We start from the raw sequence: 23,705 nt of genomic DNA on the forward strand, positions 1-23,705 counted from the left end.
GATGTACGGGCAGGGACACCGGGGGCGACGCCGGACGGGGTTCGTCGACTGGACGAACCGGTACGGCGGCGCGCACGAATGCCCGCCCGCCGCGCACTGCCTCCCATCCGGACTTTAACCGTCGGTCCAGGAATTTCACCTGGTCAACCGGCCGCTGGAGGCGACCGGGTCGCGGACTGTAACCGCCGGTTCGGAATTTCACCGACCCCGGAGTGCGCTGCTGCTTAAAAGGTACAGAGTCAGTGTGCCATGCCCGATCGGCGTCCATATGAGGGAGGGGCTGTGGGGTGGCTCACACGAGCGTCCGCCCGGATTCCCCCGGGTTCCCGGGGTTCCCCGGGGTCGGGCCGGAGCCGTCGGACGATCGACCTGCCGACCGAACCGACCGAACCGGCGATTGATCCAGACCCGTTGACGGCATGCTTCCGCATGGTCTAGACCTTTCTCGGGGTCCCCGCGCGGGTACCCCGCTGACCGGCCCGGCGGCGGTGACGACGGCCCTTGCCCGCCGCCGGGTCCCCGGATCCCGCGCCGGCCCCGTCAGCCCCGCGTCAGCCCCAGCCCCCGTCAGCCCTGTCCGGCCTGTCCGGCCTGTCCGGCCTGCCTGGCCTGCCTGGCCTGCCTGGCCTGCCTGGCCTGTCCGGCCTGCCTGACCTGTCCAGCATGTCCGGCATGTCAGCCTCGTCAGTCCTGTCCGCCCCGTCGGCCGTCGCCGAAGCGCCGGGCCAGGTAGTCCTCGAAGGTGCCCTTCCCCACGGCCTGCCGCGGGGCCAGGTGGCCGCCGGAGCGGAAGGCGCGGTAGGCCCTGCCCCACAGGGGGACGTTCACCACCGCCCGCCGGCGGCCCGTCGCCCGCAGGTACGCGCGGGCCAGCGACTCCAGGGTGCGCGCCTCGGGGCCGCCCATGTCCGCGGTCCGCCCGGCGGGTGCGGCGAGGGCGAGTTCGGCGAGGCGGTCCGCGACCTCCGCCACCTCCACCGGCTGGTCCCGCACCCCGGCCGGCAGCGGCATCACCGGCAGCCTGGCCAACGACCCGAGGACGGTCACCAGCAGGTCGTGGAACTGGGTCGCGCGCAGCACGGTCCAGCCCAGTCCCGACTGCTCGATCTGCCGCTCCACGGCGAGCTTGGTCCGGTAGTAGCCGAACGGCACCCGGTCGACGCCGACGATCGAGATGTAGACCAGATGGCCCACCCCGGCCCGCCGTGCCGCGGCGATCAGGTGCCCGGCCGCCTTCTCGTCCCCGCCGGTCTGGGAGGTGGCGCAGTGCACGATCGTGTCCACGCCGTCGACGGCCCGGTCCAGGCCGGGGCCGCCCTCACGCAGGTCCACGGCGTACGGCTCGGCGTGCCGGCTGAGCACCCTCACCTCGTGGCCGTCCGCCCGCAGCCGCTCGGTGACGAGCCGGCCGAGGGTTCCGGTGCCACCGGTCACCAGGATCGTGGTCATGCTGTCGAGTCCCTTCGGACGTCGGACGCCCCCGGACGGAGCGCCCTTCCTCCGACTGGGACGGACCGGCCCCCGCGAAACGTGACACGGCCCCCGCGAGACGTGACGTTCGCGCCGTCGCGCATCCCCGCAGTCACCCCCGTCGTCACGCCTTCGCCCACCCCGTCGTCACGCCTTCGCCCACCCCGCCGTCACGCCTTCGCCCACCCCGCCGTCACGCCGTCGCGCGTGCCGGCCGTCGCTCAGCGTGCCGACGGGAACAGTCAGCGTGCCGGCGGGAAGAGTTCGTCCTGGGCGCGGTCCCGGGCCGTCAGCAGGGCCCCGCGCAGTACCGCGCCGCCGCCCAGGCTGCCGGGCCGTACCTCCGTCGGCAGCGGCGACATCCGGCGCAGCCGCCGGGCGACCCGGCCGGCCAGTGCCTCGCCGCCGGCCTGCCCGATCTCGCCGCCCAGCACCACGCAACCGGGGTCGAGGATCGACACGACTGAGGCGACACCGACGGCGACCCGGCCGGCGAGGGCGTCGAGGAATCCCGCGGCTTCCCGGGCGCCGGTCCCCGGCCCGGCGGGCGGTGCCGCCACCAGGCGCGCCGCCTCCCGCACCGCCCCGGCGGCCCGCGGTTCGTGTCCCGTCGCCCCGGCCGTCAGCCCGTACTCCGCAGCCAGCCGCGCGACCGCCGCCGCGCCCGCCAGGGAGTGGAAGCCGCCCTCGCAGTCCGTGGCCGACGGCAGGCCGACCGCGCCCGGCACCGGCAGGAAGCCGATCTCCCCGGTGCCGCCGGAGGCGCCGCGGCGCAGCACGCCGTCGAGGACCACGGCAGCGCCGGTGCCGTGGCCGAGCCAGAGCAGGACGAAGGTGTCGCGGTCCCGCGCCGCGCCCTCGCGCTGTTCCGCCAGCGCGGCGAGGTTGGTCTCGTTCTCGACGCTGACGCGGGCCCCGGGCAGCCGATGCTGAAGGGCCGCGACCAGGCTGCGGTGCCACGCGGGCAGGCCGGTGGTGTCGCGGAGCTCGCCGCTGGCGGGGTCGATCAGGCCGGGCGCGCCGATCCCGACGGTGTGCAGCCGGTCGGCGCCGGCCTCCTTCAGCGCGTGCTCGACCAGGGTGACCGCGTGCTCCACGGCCGTGCCCGTCCCGGTGTCGCCGCCGATCGGTACGGACGCCTCGGCCAGCACCCGGCCGACCAGGTCGGACACCAGCACCGTGACGCTCTCCGTGCGCACGTCCAGCGCAGCGAGGTGCGCACGGTCGGCGACGATGCCGTACAGCTTCGCGTTGGGGCCGCGGCGCGCCTCGCCCGCCTCCCCCACCACGGTGACCAGACCGGAGGCGGTGAGCCGTTCGACGAGGTCGGCGACGGTGGGCCGGGACAGGCCGGTCAGCTGTTTCAACTGCCCTGCCGTCAACGGGCCCTCCTGCTGGAGCAGACGCAGGGCGAGCCGGTCGTTGATGGCCCGGGCGGTGCTCGGGGACGCGGGCATGCCGGGATCCTTCCAGATGGCGCCGGGGCGCGCGGCACACGGTCGGCGCCTCCGGTCGTCGTGCTTCGGTCGTCGTGCTTCGGTCGTCGGTGCTTCGTCGTGCTTCGGTCGTTCGTACGGAGCTGATTGCGGACTATCTATCAGGCAGGGTTCCTGATAGTTTACGGCGCCGTGGGAAGAGCAGTCATGGGCCGGGAGTGCGGGAGGACCGGAGAATGAAGGACATGGTCCACGACCAGCGCGAGGTGAGGCGCGCCCGGTACGCCGTGGCGGCCGTGTTCGCCGTGCACGGCGCCGTCACCGGCTCGTTCGCGACCCGGGTCCCGTGGATCCAGGACCACGCCTCGGTCAGCGCGGGTCAGCTCGGCTTCGCCCTCGCCTTCACGGCGCTCGGCGCCTCCTGCGCGATGCCGCTGGCCGGCCGTGTCACCCACCGCTTCGGCAGCCGGGCCGCCCTGCGCGCCCTGCTCGCCGCCTGGACGGTGTCGCTGGTCCTGCCGTCGCTCTCGCCGAACCTGCTCACCCTGTGCCTGGCGATGTTCACGTACGGGGCCACCGCGGGGATGGCCGACGTGGCCATGAACGCGCTCGGCGTCGAGGTGGAGCGGCTGCTCGGCAAGTCGATCATGTCCGGTCTGCACGGCATGTGGAGCGCGGGCGCGCTGATCGGCTCGGCGGCCGGCACGCTCGCCGCGCACCTGGGCTCGGACGCCCGGCTGCACCACGCGCTGGCGGCGGCGGTGCTCACCCTGCTGGGCCTGCTGGCCTGCCGCTGGGTGCTCGACCTGCAGCCCGCCGAGGACGAGGAGCCGCCGCCGCGGTTCACCCTGCCGCCCCGGTCGGCGCTGCTGATCGGCGCGGTCGGCTTCTGCGCGGTGTTCGCGGAGGGGGCGAGCCTCGACTGGTCGGCGGTCTACCTGCGCGACCGGCTGGAGACCTCGGCGGGTCTGGCGGCCGCGTGCACGACCGGATTCATGCTCACCATGGCGATCGCCAGGCTGGTGGGCGACACGGTGGTCGACCGCTGCGGCGCCGTGCGCACCGTCCGGGCCGGCGGCGGTCTCGCCGTCCTCGGCGGAGCGCTGATCGTCGCCGCCGGTCACCCGGCGGTGGCGATCGGCGGGTTCGCCCTGGTGGGCCTGGGCATCGCGGTCGTCGTGCCGCTGTGCTTCGCGGCGGCGGGGCGCAGCGGCCCGAACCCCAGCCAGGCGATCGCGGGCGTCGCGACCATCACCTACACCTCGGGCCTGGTCGCGCCGAGCGCGATCGGCGGGCTGGCCCAGGTGACCAGCCTGACGGTGTCGTTCGCGCTGGTGACGGTGCTGGCCTTCGGTCTCGTGGCCTTCGCGGGGGTGCTGCGCCCCGGCGAGCGGGACCGTGCGCGGGTCAGCTCTCCTGGCGCAGCAGTTCCCGACCCGCGGCCCTGAACGTCTCGCTCCACGGCGCCGGCCGCAGCGTCTCGGCGTCCAGCCGGACCAGCACGCGGGCGCCCCGCGCGTAGGTCGTCGAACCGTCCGGCGAGCAGAACCGGAAGCCGTAGGTCAGGCCGGTGGTGCCCAGCCGCTCCAGCCAGAGGTGGACGGCGTAGGTGCCGGGGCGGGTGACGGGCGCCTCGTAGGTGATGCGGAGGTCCTTGACCGCGTTGCAGGCGTCGCCGGCCGCCGCCCAGTCGCCCTCGAAGTGGATGCCGTGCCCCTGCCACAGCTCCGTCCACGCCTGCTCGACCTTCAGCGGGTAGCGGGCGTTGTGCAGCAGGCCGAGCGCGTCCAGGTCGTCGAAGTGGACGGTGACGGGGATCAGCCGGCCGTAGGACAGGGCGGGGGCGGTCGAGGCTTCGGCGGTCACGGGCGGGGCTCCTGAGCGTTGCTGGTGGGGCGCCGCGGCGCCTCGGGGTGCACTCCATCCTAAGCGGACGCTCAGCGTGCACCGCCGGGAAGGGCCTGGTCAGACAGCCGGGCGAGGTGCGTCGGGGTGGGGCGGGTGCGGGCGGACCGCGGGCACCACCGACAATTGGTCCGGAACAAGCTGCACAGTACAGAGAAAGCGAAACCTCATCATGGACCTCGGCGTGCGCTGGAAGCTGCACGGAGACGGGCGTACGCCCGCGCCCGGAGCGGTGGTACGCCCCGACGAACGGCTCTCCTGGCCCCGCACGGTCGGACTCGGCGCCCAGCACGTGGTGGCGATGTTCGGCGCGTCCTTCGTGGCCCCGGTCCTGATGGGCCTGGACCCCAACCTCGCGATCATGATGTCGGGCGTCGCGACCGTGATCTTCCTGCTCGCCACCCGCGGCCGGGTCCCGAGCTACCTGGGCTGCTCGCTGTCCTTCGTCGGCGTGGCGGCCGTCATCCGGGCACAGGGCGGTTCGAGCGCCACCGTCACCGGCGCGGTGTTCGTCGTCGGCGTCGCGCTGTTCCTGGTGGGGCTCGCCGTGCAGCGCTTCGGGGCGCGGATCATCCACATCGCGATGCCGCCGGTGGTCACCGGCGCGGTCGTGATGCTGATCGGCTTCAACCTCGCGCCCGTCACCGCCTCCACCTACTGGCCGCAGGACCAGTGGACCGCCCTGCTGGTGATGCTGTTCACCGGTCTGGCGGTGGTCGGCCTGCGCGGTTTCTGGTCGCGCATCGCGATCTTCCTCGGCCTGGTCTTCGGGTACGCCGCCTCCTGGGCGTTCGACCGGATCTTCGGCCGCATCCACTCGGCCGACGCGAGCGGGAAGATCACCGACCACTGGCGCCTGGACCTCTCCGGCGTCTCCCGCGCCGACTGGTTCGGGCTGCCGTCCTTCCACGGCCCGTCCTTCCAGTGGTCGGCGATCCTGGTGGCCCTGCCGGTCGTCATCGCCCTCGTCGCCGAGAACGCCGGACACGTGAAGGCGGTCGGCGAGATGACCGGCGAGTCGCTGGACGACAAGCTGGGTACGGCGATCTCCGCCGACGGCATCGGCTCCATGCTGTCCACCGCGGTCGGCGGCCCGCCGAACACGACGTACTCCGAGAACATCGGCGTGATGGCCGCCACCCGCGTCTACTCCACCGCCGCCTACTGGGCCGCCGCCGGCTTCTCGCTGCTGTTCGGCCTGTGCCCGAAGTTCGGCGCGGTGGTGGCCGCGATCCCGGGCGGCGTGCTCGGCGGCATCACGGTCATCCTGTACGGCATGATCGGCCTGCTCGGCGCGCAGATCTGGCTCAACGCCAAGGTGGACCTGCGCAACCCGCTGAACCTGGTGCCGGCCGCGGCGGGCATCATCATCGGCGTCGGCAACGTCACCATGAAGTTCACCGACACCTTCTCGCTCAGCGGCATCGCGCTCGGCACGCTGGTCGTCATCACCGGCTACCACGTGCTGCGCGCGCTCGCGCCCGCCCACCTCAAGCCGCAGGAGCCGCTGCTCGACGAGGGCACGTCCTCCTACGACGAGGCCGGCTCGTAGGCGTACGACGGGCTGAACGTGCCCGGCGCCCCCTCGCAGCCGTCCGACTCCCCCGGCACCGTCACCCCAGGTGGGTGACGGTCCTGGCCTCGCCGGTGCCGGGCGCGGGCGCCCACCCGGTCCTGCGACCCGCCCGGTCCTGCGACCCGCCCGGTCCTGCGACCCACCGGGTCGCACGACTCGCCGTCGCACGACTCGCCGTCGGCCGACGCGCCGTCGGCCGACGCGCCGTTGCCACGACGACGGCACCACCGGCAGCCGCTCCGGGCGCGGCGATCCGGTGATCCGGGGCCGGGCCTCGTCGACGGCGCGTCCGTCGTCGGGCGCCGACGTCGTCCCGGACGCCGTGCCACGGCGACCGCGACATAGGCCGCCGCGACCATGGCGCCGCGCCGGGCGGCAGGCCGGCGTCCGGCCCCGCGTGCCGCCCGGCGGCGGGCACGTACGCCTGGCACGGTGCTGCTCCCCTCCCCCACGGCGGGCGCGTTCCCCCGTTCCGGGGAAGCGCCGGGTCCGCCGCCACTCGGGCCGCCCTCAGCCTGGGACGCTTCCGGCATGGCGCAACGCGAACAGTTCACCACCCCCGTCGACGCGGTCGTCTCCCGGATGCGCGCCCTGGACGCGGCCCTGCCGGAGCGGGACGGCGTCGCGGTCTTCAACCGGGTCTACCTCACCGTCACCGAGGCCGTCGACCGGTCCATCGACGCCGGGCGGTTCGAGGACCGGCGGGCGGCGATCACGCTGGACGTGCGGTTCGCCGAGCGCTACCTCGCCGCCGTCGACGCGGTGACCGACGGACGGCGGGCACCGGCCTGCTGGCGGCCCCTGTTCCAGCTCCGCCGCCACCCGGGCGTACGGCCGCTGCAGTTCGCGCTGGCGGGCATCAACGCGCACATCGGCCACGACCTGGCGCTCGCCGTCGTGGACAGCTGCCGCACGCTCGGCTGCGAACCGGCCGACCTGGAGGACGAGTTCGACCGCGTGGGCGATCTCCTCGTCTCGCTGGAGGAGCGCGTCCGCGAGGACCTGATGCCGGGCCCCGACCTGTTGCAGATCGCCGACCCGCTCACCCATCTGCTCGGCTCGTGGAGCCTGGAACGCGCCCGCGAGGCCACCTGGGCGGCCGCGCGTGCCCTGTGGGCGCTGCGCCGGGTGCCCGACGTGGCCGAGGAGTTCACCGGACGGCTCGACGCGGCGGTCGGCTTCGCGGGCCGCATCCTCCTCACACCGCTCGCGGACTGCCGTCAGTCCTCGGGCAGTTCCACGGGGGCGATCTCGTCGTAGACGTCGCCGGGGCCCGGGTTGGACGCGTCGGTGGCGCCGCCGAGGTGGTGCATGACGCCCCAGACCGCGTTCAGCGCGGTCTGGATCGCGCCCTCGGCCCAGCCGGCCGTCCAGGAGATGTCGTCGCCGGCGAGGAAGATGCCCCGCTTGTCCTCGGGCAGCCGGTCCTGCATGAAGTGGGTGAACAGCCGCCGCTGGTAGCGGTAGTGGCCGGGCAGGTTGGCCTTGAACGCGCCCATGAAGTAGGGCTCGTTCTCCCAGGAGACGGTCACCGGGTCGCCGACGATGTGCTTCCTGATGTCGACGTTCGGGTAGATCTCACCGAGCGACTTCAGCATGACCTCCAGCCGCTCGTTCGCGGACAGCGGCAGCCACTTCAGGCTGTCGTCGCACCAGGTGTAGGACAGGCAGATGACGGCGGGCCGGTCCGGGCCGTTGTCGAGGAGGTAGGTGCCGCGGGTCATGCGGTCGGTGAGCGTCATCGACATGACGTCCCGGCCGGTCGGGTTTCCCCTGTCGTCGACGGCCTTGTCGAGCCAGAAGGGCCGGTCGACCGGGACGAACAGCTTGCTGGACTCCATGTAGTGGGTGCGCTCGATCGCCGTCCAGTGGTCGATCGGGAACAGCGAGTCGTCGCAGGCGATCTTCGACAGCAGCATCCAGGACTGGGCGGTGAAGATCGCCGCCCGGTAGGTGCGGACGGCGCCGCTCGCGTCCGTCACGGTGATGCGGTTGCCGGCGGTGCGGTGCAGCCGGGTGACGGCCGGACGCGGCTCGCCGTCCACGTGCAGGGACTTCAGCGAGGTGCCGTACGGCCAGTGGACGATCTTCTCCGGCTCGCGCTCCCACAGGCGCAGCGGCAACTGCTGGGAGCCGCCGACGATGCCGCGGTGGTGGTCGTCGGCCTCGGTGTAGACGACGCGCAGGATCTCCAGGATGGAGTTGGGGAAGTCGGTGTCCCAGCCGCCCGTCCCGAAGCCGACCTGGCCGAAGATCTCGCGGTGCCGGAAGGACTTGAACGCCTCGGAGTCGCAGAGGAAGCCGTAGAAGGTCTGGTTGTCGAGCTTCTCGACGAGCCCCGCCCAGATCTCGCGGATGCGGGGCACGTCGCGCTCGCGCAGGGCGCGGTTCATCGCGGAGAAGTCGGCGCCCTCCTCGAGGCACGCGTTCCAGGCCGCGGCGACGTCCCGGTACACCTGGGGCAGGTCGTCGATGGTCTCGGCGTAGTGCGACTCGCCCTTGAGGTCGACCACGGTCGAAGGGGTCGCCTCGGCGAGGGGGTTGGGGAAGGGACGGGTCTCCAGGCCCACCAGGTCGACGTAGTGCTGCAGCGCCGTGGAGGACGGCGGGAAGCGCATCGCGCCCATCTCGGCGGTGAGGGAGGGGTCGCAGCCCTCGAAGCCGACGGTGCGCAGCCGCCCGCCGATCCGGTCCGCCTCGTGGACGACCGGCTTCAGGCCCATCTTCATCAGCTCGTACGCGGCCACGATGCCGGACAGGCCGCCGCCGATCACCGCGACCTCGGTGCCGTGCTCGGTCGCGGGGATCTGGCCCAGGCCCGCCGGGTGGGCGAGGAAGTCGTCGTACGCGTACGGGAAGTCCGGACCGAACATGGTGATCGGCGGCTGCTGCTCGTCTGCGTGCTCGACGGCGTTGGGCACCGTGGACGTCATGGGGTGCGGACTCCTTGCGCGAGAAGAAAAGAGAGGAAGGGGAGAAGAGAGAAAAGAGAGGAACAGGGGGACGAAAGGCGCGGCCGGGTCAGACGAGGGCCCCGTACAGGCCCGGGCGGCGGTCCGTCAGATACGGGTTGGCCTCGCGGGAGGCGTCCAGGAAGGCGGGGTCGACGTCGGCGAGGACGAGTTCCTCGCCGCGGCCGGCGCGGGTGCGGGCGACTCCGTCGGGTCCGGCCAGCGTGGAGAGGCCGACGAAGTCGAACTCCCCTTCCGGGCCGACCCGGTTGACGTACGCGACGTACATCTGGTTCTCGAAGGCGCGCACCGGGATCAGCGACTCGGGGACGAACTGGTACGGGTGCATCTGCGCCGTCGGCACGACGAGGAGGTCGGTGCCGGCGAGCGCGTGGGCGCGGACGTTCTCCGGGAACTCCACGTCGTAGCAGATCATGAGGCCGACGCGGAGGCCGTCCAGCTCGGCCTGCACCACCGGCTGCTCGCCCGGCGTGAAGTGGGCGCGCTCGAAGGGGCCGAAGAGATGGGTCTTGCGGTAGTGGGCGAGGCGGTCGCCGTCGGCGGAGACCAACTGGGCGGAGTTGAAGACGGCCTCGCCGGCCCGCTCGGGGTAGCCGTAGACGACGGCCACGCCGTGCCGCGCGGCGATGCCGGCGACCGCGGCCGCCGAGGCGCCGTCGGCGGGCTCGGCGAGGCGGGCGATGTCGTCGCCGATCGCGTACCCGGTCAGGAACATCTCCGGCGCCGCCAGCAGCCCGGCGCCCGCGGCGGCGGCACGGCCCGCGGCTTCGTCGAGGACCTCGAGGTTCTCCTCGACCGATCCGGGACGGCCGGAGCTCTGGAGCAGGGCGGTGCGCATGGGTAGTTCCTCGCCGGTACGGAAGGGGGGTAGGGGGGCCAGAAAGACCGTACGGTCGGCGTCCTCGGCCGGACAAGAAGCAGCCGTTGCGCACCGCCGGGCTGATCGTTGCGCGGAACGGCGGTGCGGCGGCGATTCGTTGCACGGCCTCGCTCCGGACCGCGAGAGGTGCGGTCCGCAAGCGCCGCTCCCACGGTCACGGGCAGGGCCGTCACCAGGTACCGCCCGGCGCACGCGGCGACGCCGGTGCGGCGGCGATTCGTTGCGGACCCCCGTACCGGCCCGCCCGGACCCGTGGGCTACGGGGCGGCCTCGTCGCGCTGCGAGGTGCGGGTGACGGCCGACAGGACGGCCGTCACCAGGTACGGCGCGGCGAACACCGCGAAAGCGGTGCCGTGGGTGGTTCGCGTGGCGACGGCCGCGTAGCCGGCGTAGACGGCGATCGTGGCGAGTTCCGTGCCCAGGCCGGCGACCGACGTCAGGGTGGCCCGGCCGGAGTCGTCGATGCGCCGTTGCAGCCGGACGTCCGCCAGTACGGTCGCCAGCTGGAGGCCGCCGAAGGCCACGGCGACGAGGCCCAGCCCGGCCGGTGTCCGCATCGCCGCTCCCCCGGCCAGGGCGAGCGCGGAGCCGGCCGGCAGCGCGGCGAACCCGGCCCGGCCGAGGCGCGCGCAGACGCCGGCCAGCAGGCTGCCGGCCGTGGCTCCCGCCCAGATCAGCAGGAGCAGGTACGGCACCGCCCCCTCCGGCACGCCGGTCTCCCGCACCAGCAGCGGGGTGTACTCGTCGAGCGCCCCCCACACCGCGCCGACGGCGGGCACGAGGAGCAGCGCCCTGCGCAGGGACCGGTCGCGGCGGACCTCGCCGACCGCGGCCCGCAGGCCGGCCGCCCAGTTCCCGGCCCGGTCCCGCGGCGCGGCCCGGTGTTCCGGGAACCGGGACGCGACCGCCGCGGCCGCCAGGCAGGACAGCACGCTCGCCGCCCCCACGGCCGGGTGGCCGCCGAGGGCGAACACGGGCCCGGCGAGGCCCATCGCGGCCATGACGGCCAGCAGCCCCGCCGCCCGGGCCCGCCCCATGACCCGGGCGTACCGGCCGGCCGCGCCGAGCCGCTCCAGTTCCTCGTACACCAGCGCCTCCAGCGCCCCGGAGCCGAGCGCTCCGCGGGCGCCCCACAGGACGAAGCCGAGCGCGAAGGCCCAGTACGAGGGGATGAGCACCCACAGCGCGAAGCCGGCGGCGGTCAGCAGCGGGCCGAGCCACAGCAGCAGCCGCCGGGAGACGGCGTCGGCCCAGGCGCCGGAGGGCACCTCCAGCAGGACGCCGGTGGCCGACCACAGGGCGAAGAGGGAGGAGATCTGCCAGACGGACAGTCCGGTGTCGCTGAACAGCAGCGCGTACACCGGGTAGAGCAGGACGAAGTCGTCGAGGAACGCGTAGCCGTACAGCGTGGCCGTGAGCCGCCGGACGCCGACGGCGGACGCACGCACAGGGGTGAGTGTCATGAGGCCTTCCCGCAGGGACGGATCGGATGCCGGGGGTACGGCGTCCGAGGCGGCCCTCGGGAGGCACGGCGGTGGGATCAATGTCGCCAGGTCATGTCACCGATGCCAGGCGGACCCGGCGCGCGCGTCCGCCGATCGTCGCGTCCCGCGGATCGTCCTTGCGCGGATCGCCGCGTCCCCGGATCGTCGTGTCCGCCGGTCACCGCGTCCGCGGATCGTCGCGTCCGCCGGTCACGTCGGTGAACCCGACGAGAAGCGGCGCAGCAGCGGGGACAGCACCAGCACGGACTTGGTGCGCTCGACGAACGGCTCCCCGGCGATGCGCTCCAGGACCCGCTCGAAGTGCCGCATGTCGGAGGCGAAGACCTGCACGATCGCGTCCGCGTCGCCGGTGACGGTCGACGCGGCGACCACCTCCTGGTAGCGCTCCAGGCCCCGCCGGATGGTCTCCGGCGAGGTGTTGTGGCGGCAGTAGACCTCGACGAACCCCTCGGTCTCCCAGCCGAGGGCCGACGGGTCCACCCGTACGGTGAAGCCGGTGATGGCCCCGGTGGCGCGCAGCCTGTCCACGCGGCGCTTCACGGCGGGCGCGGACAGGCCGACCGACTGCCCGATGTCCGCGTAGGAGCGGCGGGCGTCCTCGGCGAGGGCGTGCACGATGCGTTCGTCGAGTTCGTTCAGCACTGCGGGTGGTTCACTTCACTTCTGGCGCGGCGGGACGGGAGCGGCGGTGGCCGTACCGGAAGTAGAACACGAGCCCGACGGCCGTCGGACCCCGGAGACCGCCCGGGTCCCGTTCAGTTCCAGCTGGCGTGCAGCGGCTTGCCCTCCGCGTAGCCGGCCGCGCTCTGGATGCCGACGACGGCCTTCTCGGCGAACTCCTCCAGGGAGCCGGCGCCGGCGTAGGTGCAGGAGGAGCGGAGACCCGCGATGATCGAGTCGATCAGGTCCTCGACGCCCGGGCGGGCGGGGTCGAGGAACATGCGGGAGGTGGAGATGCCCTCCTCGAACAGCGCCTTGCGGGCGCGGTCGTAGGCCGACTCCTCGGAAGTGCGGTTGCGCACCGCGCGGGAGGACGCCATGCCGAAGGACTCCTTGTAGAGCCGGCCGTCCGCGTCCTGCTGGAGGTCGCCCGGCGACTCGTAGGTACCCGCGAACCAGGAGCCGATCATCACGTTGGACGCCCCGGCCGCGAGCGCCATCGCCACGTCGCGCGGGTGGCGGACGCCGCCGTCGGCCCACACGTGCTTGCCGTACTTGCGCGCCTCGGCCGCGCACTCCAGCACCGCCGAGAACTGCGGCCGGCCGACGCCGGTCATCATGCGGGTGGTGCACATGGCGCCGGGGCCGACGCCGACCTTGACGATGTCCGCGCCGGCCTCGATCAGGTCGCGCACGCCCTCCGCGGCGACGACGTTGCCGGCCACGACCGGCACCCGCGGGGCGAGGTCGCGCACCAGCTTGATCGCACTGATCATCGACTCCTGGTGGCCGTGCGCGGTGTCGATGACGAGCGTGTCGACGCCCGCGTCGAGGAGCTGCTCGGCCTTGCCCGCCACGTCGCCGTTGATGCCGACCGCGGCGGCGATGCGCAGCTTGCCCCGCGCGTCGGTGGCCGGCGTGTACAGCGTGGCGCGCAGGGCTCCCTTGCGGGTGAGGATGCCGGCGAGGCGGCCGTCCGGGCCGACCACCGGGGCGTAGCGGCGGTTGGCCGCGTCGAGGGTGTTGAAGGCCTCGCGCGGATCGATGCCGTCGTCCAGGAGCAGCAGGTCCTTGGACATGACGACCTCGAGCTGGGTGAAGCGGTCGACGCCGGTCAGGTCCCGGTCGGTGACCACGCCGACGGGCCGGCCGCCCTCGTCGACGACCACGCCGGCGTTGTGCGCGCGCTTCGGCAGCAGCGACAGCGCGTCCGCGACGGTCTGGTGCGGGGTGAGCACGATCGGGGTGTCCAGCACGAGGTGACGGCTCTTCACCCAGCCGACGACGTCGGTGACGACCTCGATCGGGATGTCCTGCGGGATGACCACGAGCCCGCCGCGCCGGGCGACCGTCTCCGCCATGCGGCGGCCGGCGATGGCGGTCATGTTGGCGACGACGAGCGGGATCGTGGTGCCCGTGCCGTCCGGGGAGCTGAGGTCGACGCCCTGCCGGGAGCCGACCGCGCTGCGGCTCGGGACCATGAACACGTCGTCGTAGGTCAGGTCGTACGCGGGCTGGACATCGTTGAGGAAACGCACGTGCTGCACATCCCAGTCGATCAGAGGTGGCCCCCGGGCAGGTCAGCCAGGGGGAAGAGCACGTACTTCATTCTCCCACGGCGGCCTCGGTGCGCTGCCCGGTCGGATCGTCCGAGCAGGTCGGGGCCGGGTCAGGAGGATCCTCCAAGGGCGAGCGCCACGGACAGTCCCGGCGTGCGGTCCACCGCCTGCGCGAACACCTCCCGCGCGGTCCGCCACTCCGCGGGCCGCGCCTCGGCGTACGGCCGCCAGTTCCGCACGACGACCAGCAGCCCCCGCTCCGGTGCGCCGCGGGGCCAGACGGTGGGGTCGGAGAGGCTGTCGGCGAGGGCGTCCCAGTTGCGCCCGAACCAGTCGGGCAGGTCGAGGGCGCGGGCGCAGCGGTCCATCAGGCCCGCCTTGTCCGTGACGCCGTCGAGGTCCAGCGTGACGACGTGTTCCGTCATCTCGGCACCGTCCTGTGGGGCTTGTCGTGATCACCGGTGTGGTGGATCCGGCCGTCCCGTCCCATGACAACGCGCCGGGCCCCGCGGTCGCGTGGGCCCGGCGCGTGACGAGATGTGCCGGTCCTTCTGGCCTGACGTGCCGTCAGGGCCCGTCGGGGTCGGCCCTGTTGAGGGCGGGCTTGGGCGGGGAGCCGGCCGTCATCAGATAGTCCGCCGCCGAGGTGTCCGTCACCAGGCTGGTGACCAGCCCGGAGCGCAGCACCGCGTCGATCGCGGACGCCTTGCGCTGCCCGCCCGCTATCGCCACCACCTCGGGGATGCGACGGAGCTGGTCCGCCTTGACCGTGATGCACCGCTCGCCGAGGTCGCGTCCGATGCGGCGCCCCTCGGCGTCGAAGAGGTGCGCGGACATCTCGGCGGCGACGCCGAGCGAGGCGTAGTGCGCCCGCTCCTCGTCGCTGAGCATGTCGTGCACGGTGGAGATGCCGGGTTCCCAGGAGCCGATGGACACGCAGGCGACGGTGACCTTGTCGAAGTACTCGAAGGCCCGGGCGATCCCCGTCTGGTGGCGCAGCGCCGCCGCGGTCGCCGCGTCCGGCAGCAGCATCGGCGCGTAGATGGGGTGCGCGTCGCCGCCGGAGACCTGGGCGGCACGGCGCACGGCCTCCACCGAGCCGCGCTCGGCGGTGCCGGCGTCGTACACCCCCGTGAGCTGCACCACGGTGCACGGCGGCAGCCGGTCCAGGGCCGCGGCCATGTGGATGGTGGAGCGGCCCCAGGCGAGCCCGAGCACGTCGCCCTCGTTCACCAGTTCGCCGAGCAGGTCGGCGGCCACCTCGCCGAGGTTCTCCGGGTCCGGCGACTCCTCGGCGTCGGCCGGCGACTCCACCACGACGGCGTGCCGGAGGCCGTAGCGGGCGCGCAGCGCGTCCGAGCGCTCGGCGTCCAGCTCGGCCGGGACGCGGATCTCGATGCGTACGAGATCCCGTTCGAGGGCCGTCTCCAGCACCCGGGCCACCTTGAAGCGGCTGACGCCGAACTCCTCCGCGATCTGGATCTTGGACTTGCCCTCGAGGTAGAAGCGGCGGGCCATGGCCGCCGCCTGCACCAGCTCAGCGGGTCCCATCCGCACTGCTGACCGGCCCGCCGACATACCCGACACGGCGATCTCCTCACTGCTGTTCACACTCTGGATTCGCCGTTCATCCTGTCAGATCCGGCGCGGTTGATTCGCCCTGATGGACGGCGTTCACGTTCCCTTGGTTCAGTGGTCGGTTCAGTGGCCGCACGCCCACGACGCCTGCGCGGTCACCGCCTCCGCCCGGTCGCGCAGCGCACGGACCGCCTCGGCCGGATCGGCCGCCCCGTACACCGCGGATCCCGCCACGAAGACGTCCGCGCCGGCCTCGGCGCAGCGCTCGATGGTGCCGTCCGAGACACCGCCGTCCACCTGGAGCCACAGCTCCAGACCGTGCTTGCTGATCAACTCGCGGGTGCGGCGGATCTTCGGCAGCATGATGTCGAGGAACGCCTGGCCGCCGAAGCCCGGCTCCACGGTCATGATCAACAGCATGTCGAGTTCGGGCAGGAGGTCCTCGTACGGCTCGATCGGCGTGCCGGGCCGGAGCGCCATGGAGGCGCGGGCGCCCTTGGCCCGGATCTCACGGGCGAGCCGCACCGGAGCGCTGGCCGCCTCGACGTGGAAGGTGACGGAACCGGCCCCCGCCTCGACGTACTGGGGCGCCCACCGGTCAGGAGCCTCGATCATCAGATGGCAGTCCAGCGGGGTGTCCGTCGCGCGGGCGAGGGACTCCACGACCGGCACGCCGAGTGTGAGGTTCGGGACGAAATGGTTGTCCATGACGTCGACGTGGAGCCAGTCGGCTCCCTCGACCGCCTTCGCCTCGTCCGAGAGGCGGGCGAAGTCGGCGGACAGGATGCTGGGGTTGATCTGCACGGCCATGACCCAAGCCTGCCATGTCCGGGCACGTTTGTTCGCGTCGGTGCTGCCCCGGGACCTTCTCCGGGTACGGCAGCACCTCGGCGCCCGCCGGCACCGGCCGCCCGTCAGGTGGGTCCGGCGCCGGCCGCGGGCGGGGCGGAGCAGGTCAGCCGGTCCGCCGGACGAGCGCCAGGTACATGGCGTCGGTCCCGTGCCGGTGCGGCCACAACTGCACGTCGGGGCCCTCGCCGAGGTCCGGCACGCCGGGCAGCAGCGGACGGGCGTCGACGAGTTCGGCGTCGGGGTGCTGCTTGACCACGTCGTCCACGACGGCCCTGGTCTCCGCGAGGTGCGGGGAGCAGGTCGCGTAGCCGACGATCCCGCCGACGCGCACGGAGTCCAGCGCGGTGTGCAGCAGGGCGCGCTGCAGCGGCGCGAACCCGTCCAGGTCCTCGGGACGGCGCCGCCAGCGTGCCTCGGGCCGCCGCCTGAGGGCGCCGAGACCGGTGCAGGGCACGTCCATCAGCACGCGGTCGAAGGAGCCGGAACGCCACGGCGGCCGGGTCCCGTCCGCGGTGATGACCTGGTACGGCCCCGGGTTGCCGCGCAGCGCCCTGGCCACCAGCCCCGCCCGGTGCGGCTGCTTCTCGGCGGCGAGCAGCACGGCCCCGCGCTCGGCGGCAAGCGCTCCGAGCAGCGCGGCCTTGCCGCCGGGCCCGGCGCACCCGTCGAGCCACTTCTCGTCCCGCCCCTCCAGCGGCGCGTTGGCCAGGGCCAGCGCGACGAGCTGGCTGCCCTCGTCCTGCACGCCCGCACGGCCCTCGCGCACCGCCTCGATCGCGCCGGGCTCGCCGCCCTCGGCCAGCCGCACGGCGTACGGCGACCAGCGCCCCGGCACGGCGGCCTCCTCCCGGAGCAGTTCCCCGGTCGTGGCCCGGCCGGGACGCGCCACCAGGGTCACCTCGGGCCGCTCGTTGTCGGCCTCCAGCAGTTCCTCGATGCCGGCCCGGCCGCCGCCGAGCGAGTCCCAGAGCGCGGAGACGACCCAGCGCGGGTGCGAGTGCACGACGGCGAGGTGGTCCTCGGGGTCCTCGTCGTAGGGCGGGGCGACCTTCTCGATCCATCCGGCGAGGTCGTCCTGGGCGACCTTGCGCAGCACGGCGTTGACGAACTTGGCCCGCCCGTCGCCGAGCACCACGCGGGCGAGCTCGACGGAGGCGGAGACGGCGGCGTGGGTGGGGATCCGCGTCCCGAGCAGCTGGTGCACGCCGAGACTGAGCACGTCGAGCACCGGCGGGTCGACCTCCCGGAGCGGCCGGTCCACGCAGGCGGCGATGATCGCGTCGTACGTCCCCTGCCGGCGCAGCGTGCCGTACACCAGCTCGGTCGCGAGCGCCGCGTCCCGCCCGTCGAACCGGTCGGGCCCCTCCTTCTCCCGCGCCTTGCGCAGCAGGGGCGGCAGGACGAGGTTGGCGTACGCGTCCCGCTCGTCCACGGCCCTGAGCGCCTCGAAGGCGAGCATGCGGACGGGGTCCTTCTTGGGCCGGCGGTAGGGCTTGCGGGGGCGGCGGGGCTGGTCGCTCACGAAAAAGGTGCTCCGGATGTCAGGCGGGGATACCCGCCAAGGGTACGTCGGCCCCGCCTCCGTGACGCGCTCCGGCCCTCGCCTTCCCCACCCTGGTTCCTGGCATGTCCGCTCGCCTCTGCCCGCCTCAGTGCCGGTCGCCGAGGGTCTCGCCGTCGGCGACGCGCACGCCGCGCGCCCAGTCCGCGGCCCGCATCGGCTTCTTGCCCTGCGCCTGCACCCACAGCAGCTCGACGGCGTAGGAACCGGTGCCGACGTGGACGCTGTTCTTGCCGACGGCCGGCTGTCCCGGAGCGAGGTCGGTGCGCTCCGGCACCGGCCTGACCTGGACGATCTTCAGCCGCTCGGCGCGGAAGGTGGTCCAGGCGCCGGGCGCGGGGGTGCATCCGCGCACCACCCGGTCGACCCTGAGCGCCGGGGCGGCCCAGTCGATCCGGGCGTCCTCGACGGTGATCTTCGGGGCGAGGCTGACGCCGTCGGCGGGCTGCGGCACGGCCTTCAGGGTGCCGTCCTCGATGCCGTCCATGGTCGCGGTGAGCAGTCCCGCCCCGGCGAGGGCGAGCCGGGTCAGCAGGTCGCCGCTGGTGTCGGTGGGCCGGACCTCCTCGGTGACCGTCCCGTAGACGGGCCCGGAGTCCAGGCCCTCCTCGATGAGGAAGGTGGAGGCCCCGGTGATCTCGTCCCCGGCCATGACGGCGTGCTGCACGGGCGCGGCGCCCCGCCAGGCGGGCAGCAGCGAGAAGTGCAGGTTGACCCAGCCGTGCACGGGGATGTCGAGCGCGACGCGCGGCAGCAGGGCCCCGTAGGCGACGACGGGGCAGCAGTCCGGCCCGATCTCCCGCAGCCGCTCCAGGAATTCGGTGTCCCGCGGCTTGGCCGGCTTCAGCACCTCGATGCCTGCCTCGGCCGCCCGCTCGGCGACGGGGGACGCCACCAGCCTGCGCCCCCGCCCGGCCGGCGCGTCGGGCCGCGTGACGACGGCGGCCACCTCGTGCCGCCCGGAGTTGATCAGGGCGTCCAGAGCGGGAACGGCGACCTCGGGGGTACCGGCGAAGACGAGCTTCATGGGTGGGTTGGGGCCTCTCCGGGCGGTGACGACGGCGGCCCCCAAGTCTATGGCCCGCCACCGCGGCCCGCCGCCGAGGAGGTCCGCCCGCACGCGGCCCGCCTCCCGCCCGCACGCGGCCGCCTCCCGCCCGCGCGCAGCCGCCTCCCGCCCGCGGCGCCCCCGGCCACGGCGGCGCATCGGGGGCGTACGCATATGCCCGTACGCCCCCGATGCGTGACCTGCGGCGCTGATCGGCGTTGGTCAAGGAAGAGTTGACCCCCAAGGGCCGCACATCGCGCTGCCCGATCCCTTTCAACGCCGGTTCGAGAGGCTTGTTCATGGCCGACCACGCAACTCACGACGCCCAGGCTCGGGCCAGCCTGCAATTGCTGGTGCGGGACATCGAGCGGGTCCGCCGGCAGGTGGACGCACTGCGCACGCTCACCGCCCAGTTGGGCAACGTCTACCGCCCGCGCCGCTCCGGCCCCGCCACGGGCTTCGTCGTCTACGGGCGTGCCCCCGCCCCGACGGTCCGCCTCGCGCAGGAACTCCGCGACAGCGTCGAGACCCTGGTCACGGCCGCGGTCGACTTCGACCGCTCGCTCGGCTTCTCCTGGGACGCGGTGGGCTCCGCGCTCGGCGTCACCAAGCAGGCGGTGCACCGCCGTTACGGTGCGCGCCGCGCGGGGGCCCAGGCGTCCCCCGAGGCCGAGCGGCCCACCGAGCCGTCGGGCAGCAGGACGGTCGGCGTCAACTCCGGCATCCCGACGGTCCCCGCCGCCCGTTCCATGCCGTCGCAGCCCACGGCGGGCAGCCCCGGCCTGCGCGACGACGCCAGGCCGACGGCCTTCCCCGGCCCGCGCAACGGCTGAGCCGCCGTCCGCTCCCCTCCCCCGGCCCTCCCGGCACCCCGGGAGGTCGGCCCCGGACCGGACCGGACCGCTCCGGCCCCGGCCCGACCCGGCGCCTTCGCCCGCCCCGGCTCCCCGACCGGGCCCCGCCCGGCGCCGGACCGGTCCCCACCCGGACCCGCCCGGACCCGCCCGTCACCCGATGTCCGGCGGATCGATCCGGATCCGTACCGGCGCCTCCCCGCCGCCCCGCGCCATCCGTGCCGCCTGCGCGGCCTTCAGGGCGGAGGCCAGGGCGGACCCGCTGCCCGGCGGCACCCTGACGAGCGCGCGCTCCCAGTGCTCACCGGGAGGCGGCGCACCCGTCCTGCGGGGGCTTCCGGGGGACGTGACCGGCAGCGGAACCGGCCCCAGCACCTCCGCCTCGGGCGGCAGTGCCACCGTGGCCAGGAAGTCCGCGACCGCCTCCGGCACCCCCGACACGGCCGCCATCCGCGACACCGGCGGGAAACCCAGCTCGGCCCGCTCGGCGAGCTCCCGCACCGCGTGCCCGACCGGGTCCCAGCGCACCAGGGCCTGCACGGGCCGCAGCGTCGGCTCGGCGACCACCACGACCGTCCCCCCGGCGCCGTGCGGACGGACCAGCGCCGCCGCCCCGGTCCACCGCCGCAGCGCGTCCTCGCCGGCCCGCAGATCGGGCCGCCCCAGCATCGCCCAGCCGTCCAGCAGCAGGGCCGCCGCATAGCCCCCCTCGGCGACCGGCTCGGCCCCCGGAGTGCTCACCACCAGCGCGGGCGTGTCCGGGACGGTGTCGAGCACCTGCTCGCGGCCCGAGGTGCGCACCGGCACCGCCGGGAACGCCCGCCCCAGTTCCTCGGCGGTCCGCCGCGCCCCCACCACCTGGGCCCGCAGCCGGAACGACCCGCACTCCGGACAGTGCCAGGCGCCCTCCGCCCGCCCGCACCACCCGCACCGCAGCGCCGCCCCCGGCTCCTGCCCCTCCAGCGGTCCGGAGCAGTGCCGGCACCGCGCGGGCGCCCGGCACCCGGCGCACGCCATCCGCGGCACGTATCCCCGCCGCGGCACCTGCACCAGCACCGGCCCGTGCCGCAGGCCCTCCCGGACGGCCTGCCAGGCGAGCGTCGGCAGCCGGGCGGCGCGCGCGGCCTCGTCCCGGGCGAGGTCCCCGTCGCCGACGGTCCGCACCAGCGGGGCGGCGGCCCGCACCTGCTCGCGCGCGGCCACCAGCGGCCGGGCCCAGCCCGTCTCGACGAGCTGCGCGGCCTCCACGGTGCAACTCCAGGCACCCAGCAGGAAGCCGCACTTGTCGTGCGCGGCCCGCAGCAGCAGCACCTCCCGCGCGTGCGGCTGCGGCGCGTGCGGCTCACTGTGGCTGTCGTCGCCGTCGTCCCAGACGGCGACCAGTCCGAGGTCCCGCACCGGCGCGAACATCGCGGCCCGCGTGCCCACGACGGCCCGCACGGAACCCCGCCGCACGGCCAGCCACTCCCGGTAGCGTTTCTCGGGCCCGGCGTCGGCGGTGAGCACCGCGTGCCGTCCCGCACCCAGCAGCGCGGTCAGTGCCGCGTCGACCCGTGCGACCGCCCGCCCGTCGGGCAGCACGACCAGGGCCCCGCGCCCGGACGCCAGCGTCGCCACCACGGCCCTCGCCAGCTCCTCGCTCCACTCGGGGCCGGGCAACGCGTTCCACACGGCGCGCGGTGATCCCCCGGAAGCCAGTGACCGGAGGAACCCCTCCCCCCGCTCGTAGCGCGTCCACGATCCCGCCTCCGGCGCGCCGGGCGGCGGCAGCGGCTCGGGCGACGGCCGCTGCTCGGCCCGCGCGCTGCGCGGCGGCACGGCGAGCTGCAGCACGTCGGCGAGGCTCCCGGCGTACCGGTCGGCGACGGCTCGGGCGAGCCCGAGCAGTTCCTCGCTGAGCACCCGCTCCGGCGAGACGACCTGGGCCAGCGCGGCGAGCGGCCCGGAGTAGTCGGACTCGGCGCGCCGCTCGACGAGGAACCCGTCGATCAGCCCGCCGCCCTCGCGCCGGCCTTCCCGCACCCGGTGCCGCCCGGCCCCGAAGCGCACCCGCACCCGCACCCCGGGCTGCGCGTCGGCGTCCAGCTCCTCGGGCACGGCGTAGTCGAAGTAGCGGTCGAGATGCAGCACGCCCTTGTCGACCAGCACCCGCGCGACGGGCAGCTCCCCGGCCAGCGCGGCCCCCCGCCACGTCCGCGGCTTGGCCCGCGGTTCCCTGGCCCGGCGCACGCTCTCGCGGATGAGCGCGAGCTGCTCGGGCGGCGCCGACCGCGCCTCGTCGCCCTGCCCGTCGTCGCTGCTCACGCTTGCATTCTTACCAAACGGCACTGACATCCGCCGCGCGCTCGGGACGCCCGGGACGCCCGGGACGCCCGGCGGTCACCGTCACCGCGAGCCGGCGTCGCACCCCGCCCCCGGACATGAAGACGCCCCCGCGCTCCGCAGAAGCTCGGGGGCACTCCAGGTGTGCGTGGGCCCTTACAGGCCGGCGGCCTGCCGCAGCGCCTCCACGCGGTCCGTCTTCTCCCAGGTGAAGTCGGGCAGCTCACGGCCGAAGTGGCCGTATGCCGCGGTCTGGGCGTAGATCGGGCGGAGCAGGTCGAGGTCGCGGATGATCGCGGCCGGGCGGAGGTCGAAGACCTCGTCGATGGCCTTCTCGATCTTCTCGTGGTCGATCTTGGCGGTGCCGAAGGTCTCGACGAACAGGCCGACGGGCTCGGCCTTGCCGATCGCGTACGCCACCTGGACCTCGCAGCGGGAGGCCAGGCCGGCCGCCACGACGTTCTTCGCCACCCAGCGCATCGCGTACGCGGCCGAGCGGTCCACCTTGGACGGGTCCTTGCCCGAGAAGGCGCCGCCGCCGTGGCGGGCCATGCCGCCGTACGTGTCGATGATGATCTTGCGGCCGGTGAGGCCGGCGTCGCCCATCGGGCCACCGATCTCGAAGCGGCCGGTCGGGTTGACCAGCAGGCGGTAGTTCTCGGTGTCGAGCTTGATGCCGTCGTCGAGCAGCGCCTTCAGCTCGGGCTCGACGACGAACTCGCGGATGTCCGGCGCCAGGAGGGAGTCCAGGTCGATGTCGCTCGCGTGCTGCGAGGAGACCACGACCGTGTCCAGGCGGACCGCCTTGTCGCCGTCGTACTCGATGGTGACCTGCGTCTTGCCGTCCGGGCGCAGGTAGGGGATGGTGCCGTTCTTGCGGACGTCGGACAGGCGCTTCGACAGGCGGTGCGCCAGGAAGATCGGCAGCGGCATCAGGGTCGGCGTCTCGTCGCTCGCGTAGCCGAACATCAGGCCCTGGTCGCCGGCGCCCTGGCGGTCCAGTTCGTCGTCGTCGCCCTCGACACGGGTCTCGTACGCCGTGTCGACGCCCTGCGCGATGTCCGGGGACTGGGCGCCGATGGACACCGAGACGCCGCAGGAGGCTCCGTCGAAGCCCTTCTTGGAGGAGTCGTAACCGATCTCGAGGATCTTGTTGCGGACGAGGGTCGCGATGTCCGCGTAGGTCTTGGTCGTGACCTCTCCGGCCACGTGCACCAGGCCGGTGGTGATCAGCGTCTCGACGGCGACCCGGGAGGTCGGGTCCTCGCGCAGGAGCGCGTCGAGAATGGTGTCGCTGATCTGGTCAGCGATCTTGTCGGGGTGACCCTCGGTCACGGACTCCGAGGTGAACAGGCGACGGGACACAACGCTCCCTGGGGTTGCAGCGGCTGCTGGCTGATCATTGGCGGACGGGCTCGGGGGCTGCGCCCGGCATCGTCCGAGAACAGTTTATCGGTCACACCTGGCCACCGGGCCCCCTGTCTCGCCTCTCGGGAGCGCTGTGACCTGCGGCACGGGCATTCTGCC

The 23,705-nt window shown here is 74.1% G+C and carries 19 protein-coding genes and 1 riboswitch; of the genes, 4 read left to right on the plus strand and 15 right to left on the minus strand.

The genetic code is table 11. From position 1 onward, the window contains the following. Positions 1–89: 89 nt before the first annotated feature. Positions 90–220, minus strand: a riboswitch (FMN riboswitch). Positions 221–684: 464 nt separating this feature from the next. Both VKA29_RS26940 and VKA29_RS26945 read right to left on the minus strand, forming a co-directional pair. Beyond that, a complete protein-coding gene (locus tag VKA29_RS26940; protein WP_324788585.1) occupies positions 685–1,449 on the minus strand; it encodes an SDR family oxidoreductase in 765 nt (254 codons plus the stop codon). 263 nt (positions 1,450–1,712) lie between these two features. Next, positions 1,713–2,927: an ROK family transcriptional regulator gene (locus VKA29_RS26945; RefSeq protein WP_324788586.1), complete on the minus strand. Its 1,215-nt coding sequence runs from the start codon at positions 2,925–2,927 to the stop codon at positions 1,713–1,715. Between the two features lie 224 nt (positions 2,928–3,151). Here VKA29_RS26945 and VKA29_RS26950 point away from each other — a divergent pair, with 224 nt between their 5' ends. Continuing rightward, the gene (locus VKA29_RS26950) at positions 3,152–4,354 is read left to right on the plus strand and encodes an MFS transporter (RefSeq protein WP_420718579.1); all 1,203 of its coding nucleotides are present in this window, start codon (positions 3,152–3,154) and stop codon (positions 4,352–4,354) included. Here VKA29_RS26950 and VKA29_RS26955 read toward each other — a convergent pair. Further along, a complete protein-coding gene (locus VKA29_RS26955; RefSeq protein ID WP_324788588.1) occupies positions 4,314–4,772 on the minus strand; it encodes an acyl-CoA thioesterase in 459 nt (152 codons plus the stop codon). The two genes, VKA29_RS26950 and VKA29_RS26955, sit on opposite strands and share 41 nt — an antisense overlap. 211 nt (positions 4,773–4,983) lie before the next feature. Here VKA29_RS26955 and VKA29_RS26960 point away from each other — a divergent pair, with 211 nt between their 5' ends. After that, complete coding sequence (locus tag VKA29_RS26960) at positions 4,984–6,363, plus strand: uracil-xanthine permease family protein (RefSeq protein ID WP_324788589.1); 1,380 nt, start codon at positions 4,984–4,986, stop codon at positions 6,361–6,363. 555 nt (positions 6,364–6,918) lie between these two features. After that, positions 6,919–7,647 carry a DUF5995 family protein gene (locus tag VKA29_RS26965; protein WP_324788590.1) on the plus strand — a complete coding sequence of 243 codons (729 nt, stop codon included), beginning with the start codon at positions 6,919–6,921 and terminating at the stop codon, positions 7,645–7,647. Here VKA29_RS26965 and VKA29_RS26970 read toward each other — a convergent pair. The 10 genes from VKA29_RS26970 to fmt all read right to left on the minus strand — a co-directional run bounded on the left by VKA29_RS26970 (position 7,608) and on the right by fmt (position 18,981). Continuing rightward, positions 7,608–9,320, minus strand: coding sequence for an NAD(P)/FAD-dependent oxidoreductase (locus tag VKA29_RS26970; protein ID WP_324788591.1), 1,713 nt, complete (start codon positions 9,318–9,320; stop codon positions 7,608–7,610). The two genes, VKA29_RS26965 and VKA29_RS26970, sit on opposite strands and share 40 nt — an antisense overlap. 88 nt (positions 9,321–9,408) lie before the next feature. Further along, positions 9,409–10,197: a carbon-nitrogen hydrolase family protein gene (locus VKA29_RS26975; protein ID WP_324788592.1), complete on the minus strand. Its 789-nt coding sequence runs from the start codon at positions 10,195–10,197 to the stop codon at positions 9,409–9,411. Positions 10,198–10,496: 299 nt separating this feature from the next. Then, positions 10,497–11,702, minus strand: a complete 1,206-nt coding sequence (locus tag VKA29_RS26980) for an MFS transporter (RefSeq protein ID WP_324788593.1) — start codon at positions 11,700–11,702, stop codon at positions 10,497–10,499. Positions 11,703–11,933: 231 nt separating this feature from the next. Next, positions 11,934–12,386: an Lrp/AsnC family transcriptional regulator gene (locus VKA29_RS26985; RefSeq protein ID WP_324788594.1), complete on the minus strand. Its 453-nt coding sequence runs from the start codon at positions 12,384–12,386 to the stop codon at positions 11,934–11,936. A 113-nt stretch (positions 12,387–12,499) separates the two neighbouring features. Continuing rightward, positions 12,500–13,942, minus strand: a complete 1,443-nt coding sequence (locus tag VKA29_RS26990) for a GuaB1 family IMP dehydrogenase-related protein (protein ID WP_324788819.1) — start codon at positions 13,940–13,942, stop codon at positions 12,500–12,502. Between the two features lie 131 nt (positions 13,943–14,073). After that, positions 14,074–14,388 (minus strand): barstar family protein, encoded by a 315-nt coding sequence (locus tag VKA29_RS26995; protein ID WP_324788595.1) that lies wholly within the window; start codon positions 14,386–14,388, stop codon positions 14,074–14,076. 142 nt (positions 14,389–14,530) lie between these two features. Continuing rightward, positions 14,531–15,574, minus strand: coding sequence for a sugar-binding transcriptional regulator (locus VKA29_RS27000; RefSeq protein ID WP_324788596.1), 1,044 nt, complete (start codon positions 15,572–15,574; stop codon positions 14,531–14,533). A gap of 90 nt (positions 15,575–15,664) precedes the next feature. Beyond that, complete coding sequence (gene rpe, locus VKA29_RS27005; RefSeq protein WP_324788597.1) at positions 15,665–16,351, minus strand: ribulose-phosphate 3-epimerase; 687 nt, start codon at positions 16,349–16,351, stop codon at positions 15,665–15,667. Between the two features lie 145 nt (positions 16,352–16,496). Next, positions 16,497–17,915, minus strand: a complete 1,419-nt coding sequence (locus VKA29_RS27010) for an RsmB/NOP family class I SAM-dependent RNA methyltransferase (RefSeq protein WP_324788598.1) — start codon at positions 17,913–17,915, stop codon at positions 16,497–16,499. A gap of 127 nt (positions 17,916–18,042) precedes the next feature. Continuing rightward, complete coding sequence (fmt, locus tag VKA29_RS27015; RefSeq protein WP_324788599.1) at positions 18,043–18,981, minus strand: methionyl-tRNA formyltransferase; 939 nt, start codon at positions 18,979–18,981, stop codon at positions 18,043–18,045. Positions 18,982–19,301: 320 nt separating this feature from the next. Between fmt and VKA29_RS27020 the strand changes: the two genes are divergently transcribed. Next, on the plus strand, positions 19,302–19,835 hold the full coding sequence (locus VKA29_RS27020) for a hypothetical protein (protein ID WP_324788600.1): 534 nt from the start codon (positions 19,302–19,304) through the stop codon (positions 19,833–19,835). 174 nt (positions 19,836–20,009) lie between these two features. On the opposite strand, the gene VKA29_RS27025 is transcribed toward VKA29_RS27020, so the two are convergent. Beyond that, on the minus strand, positions 20,010–22,190 hold the full coding sequence (locus VKA29_RS27025; RefSeq protein WP_420718573.1) for a primosomal protein N': 2,181 nt from the start codon (positions 22,188–22,190) through the stop codon (positions 20,010–20,012). Between the two features lie 144 nt (positions 22,191–22,334). Continuing rightward, on the minus strand, positions 22,335–23,543 hold the full coding sequence (gene metK, locus VKA29_RS27030; RefSeq protein WP_324788602.1) for a methionine adenosyltransferase: 1,209 nt from the start codon (positions 23,541–23,543) through the stop codon (positions 22,335–22,337). Between the last annotated feature and the right edge of the window lie 162 nt (positions 23,544–23,705).

This window comes from Streptomyces sp. H51, assembly GCF_035656535.1.
Lineage (GTDB): Bacteria > Actinomycetota > Actinomycetes > Streptomycetales > Streptomycetaceae > Streptomyces.

Excerpts from the sequence above, each read along its gene's own strand:
- VKA29_RS26940 (WP_324788585.1), bottom strand. The coding sequence starts at position 1,449 with ATGACCACGATCCTGGTGACCGGTGGCACCGGAACCCTCGGCCGGCTC.
- VKA29_RS26945 (WP_324788586.1), bottom strand. The coding sequence starts at position 2,927 with ATGCCCGCGTCCCCGAGCACCGCCCGGGCCATCAACGACCGGCTCGCC.
- VKA29_RS26950 (WP_420718579.1), top strand. The coding sequence starts at position 3,152 with ATGGTCCACGACCAGCGCGAGGTGAGGCGCGCCCGGTACGCCGTGGCG.
- VKA29_RS26960 (WP_324788589.1), top strand. The coding sequence starts at position 4,984 with ATGGACCTCGGCGTGCGCTGGAAGCTGCACGGAGACGGGCGTACGCCC.
- VKA29_RS26965 (WP_324788590.1), top strand. The coding sequence starts at position 6,919 with ATGGCGCAACGCGAACAGTTCACCACCCCCGTCGACGCGGTCGTCTCC.
- VKA29_RS26970 (WP_324788591.1), bottom strand. The coding sequence starts at position 9,320 with ATGACGTCCACGGTGCCCAACGCCGTCGAGCACGCAGACGAGCAGCAG.
- VKA29_RS26975 (WP_324788592.1), bottom strand. The coding sequence starts at position 10,197 with ATGCGCACCGCCCTGCTCCAGAGCTCCGGCCGTCCCGGATCGGTCGAG.
- VKA29_RS26980 (WP_324788593.1), bottom strand. The coding sequence starts at position 11,702 with ATGACACTCACCCCTGTGCGTGCGTCCGCCGTCGGCGTCCGGCGGCTC.
- VKA29_RS26995 (WP_324788595.1), bottom strand. The coding sequence starts at position 14,388 with ATGACGGAACACGTCGTCACGCTGGACCTCGACGGCGTCACGGACAAG.
- rpe (WP_324788597.1), bottom strand. The coding sequence starts at position 16,351 with ATGGCCGTGCAGATCAACCCCAGCATCCTGTCCGCCGACTTCGCCCGC.
- fmt (WP_324788599.1), bottom strand. The coding sequence starts at position 18,981 with ATGAAGCTCGTCTTCGCCGGTACCCCCGAGGTCGCCGTTCCCGCTCTG.
- VKA29_RS27020 (WP_324788600.1), top strand. The coding sequence starts at position 19,302 with ATGGCCGACCACGCAACTCACGACGCCCAGGCTCGGGCCAGCCTGCAA.
- VKA29_RS27025 (WP_420718573.1), bottom strand. The coding sequence starts at position 22,190 with ATGTCAGTGCCGTTTGGTAAGAATGCAAGCGTGAGCAGCGACGACGGG.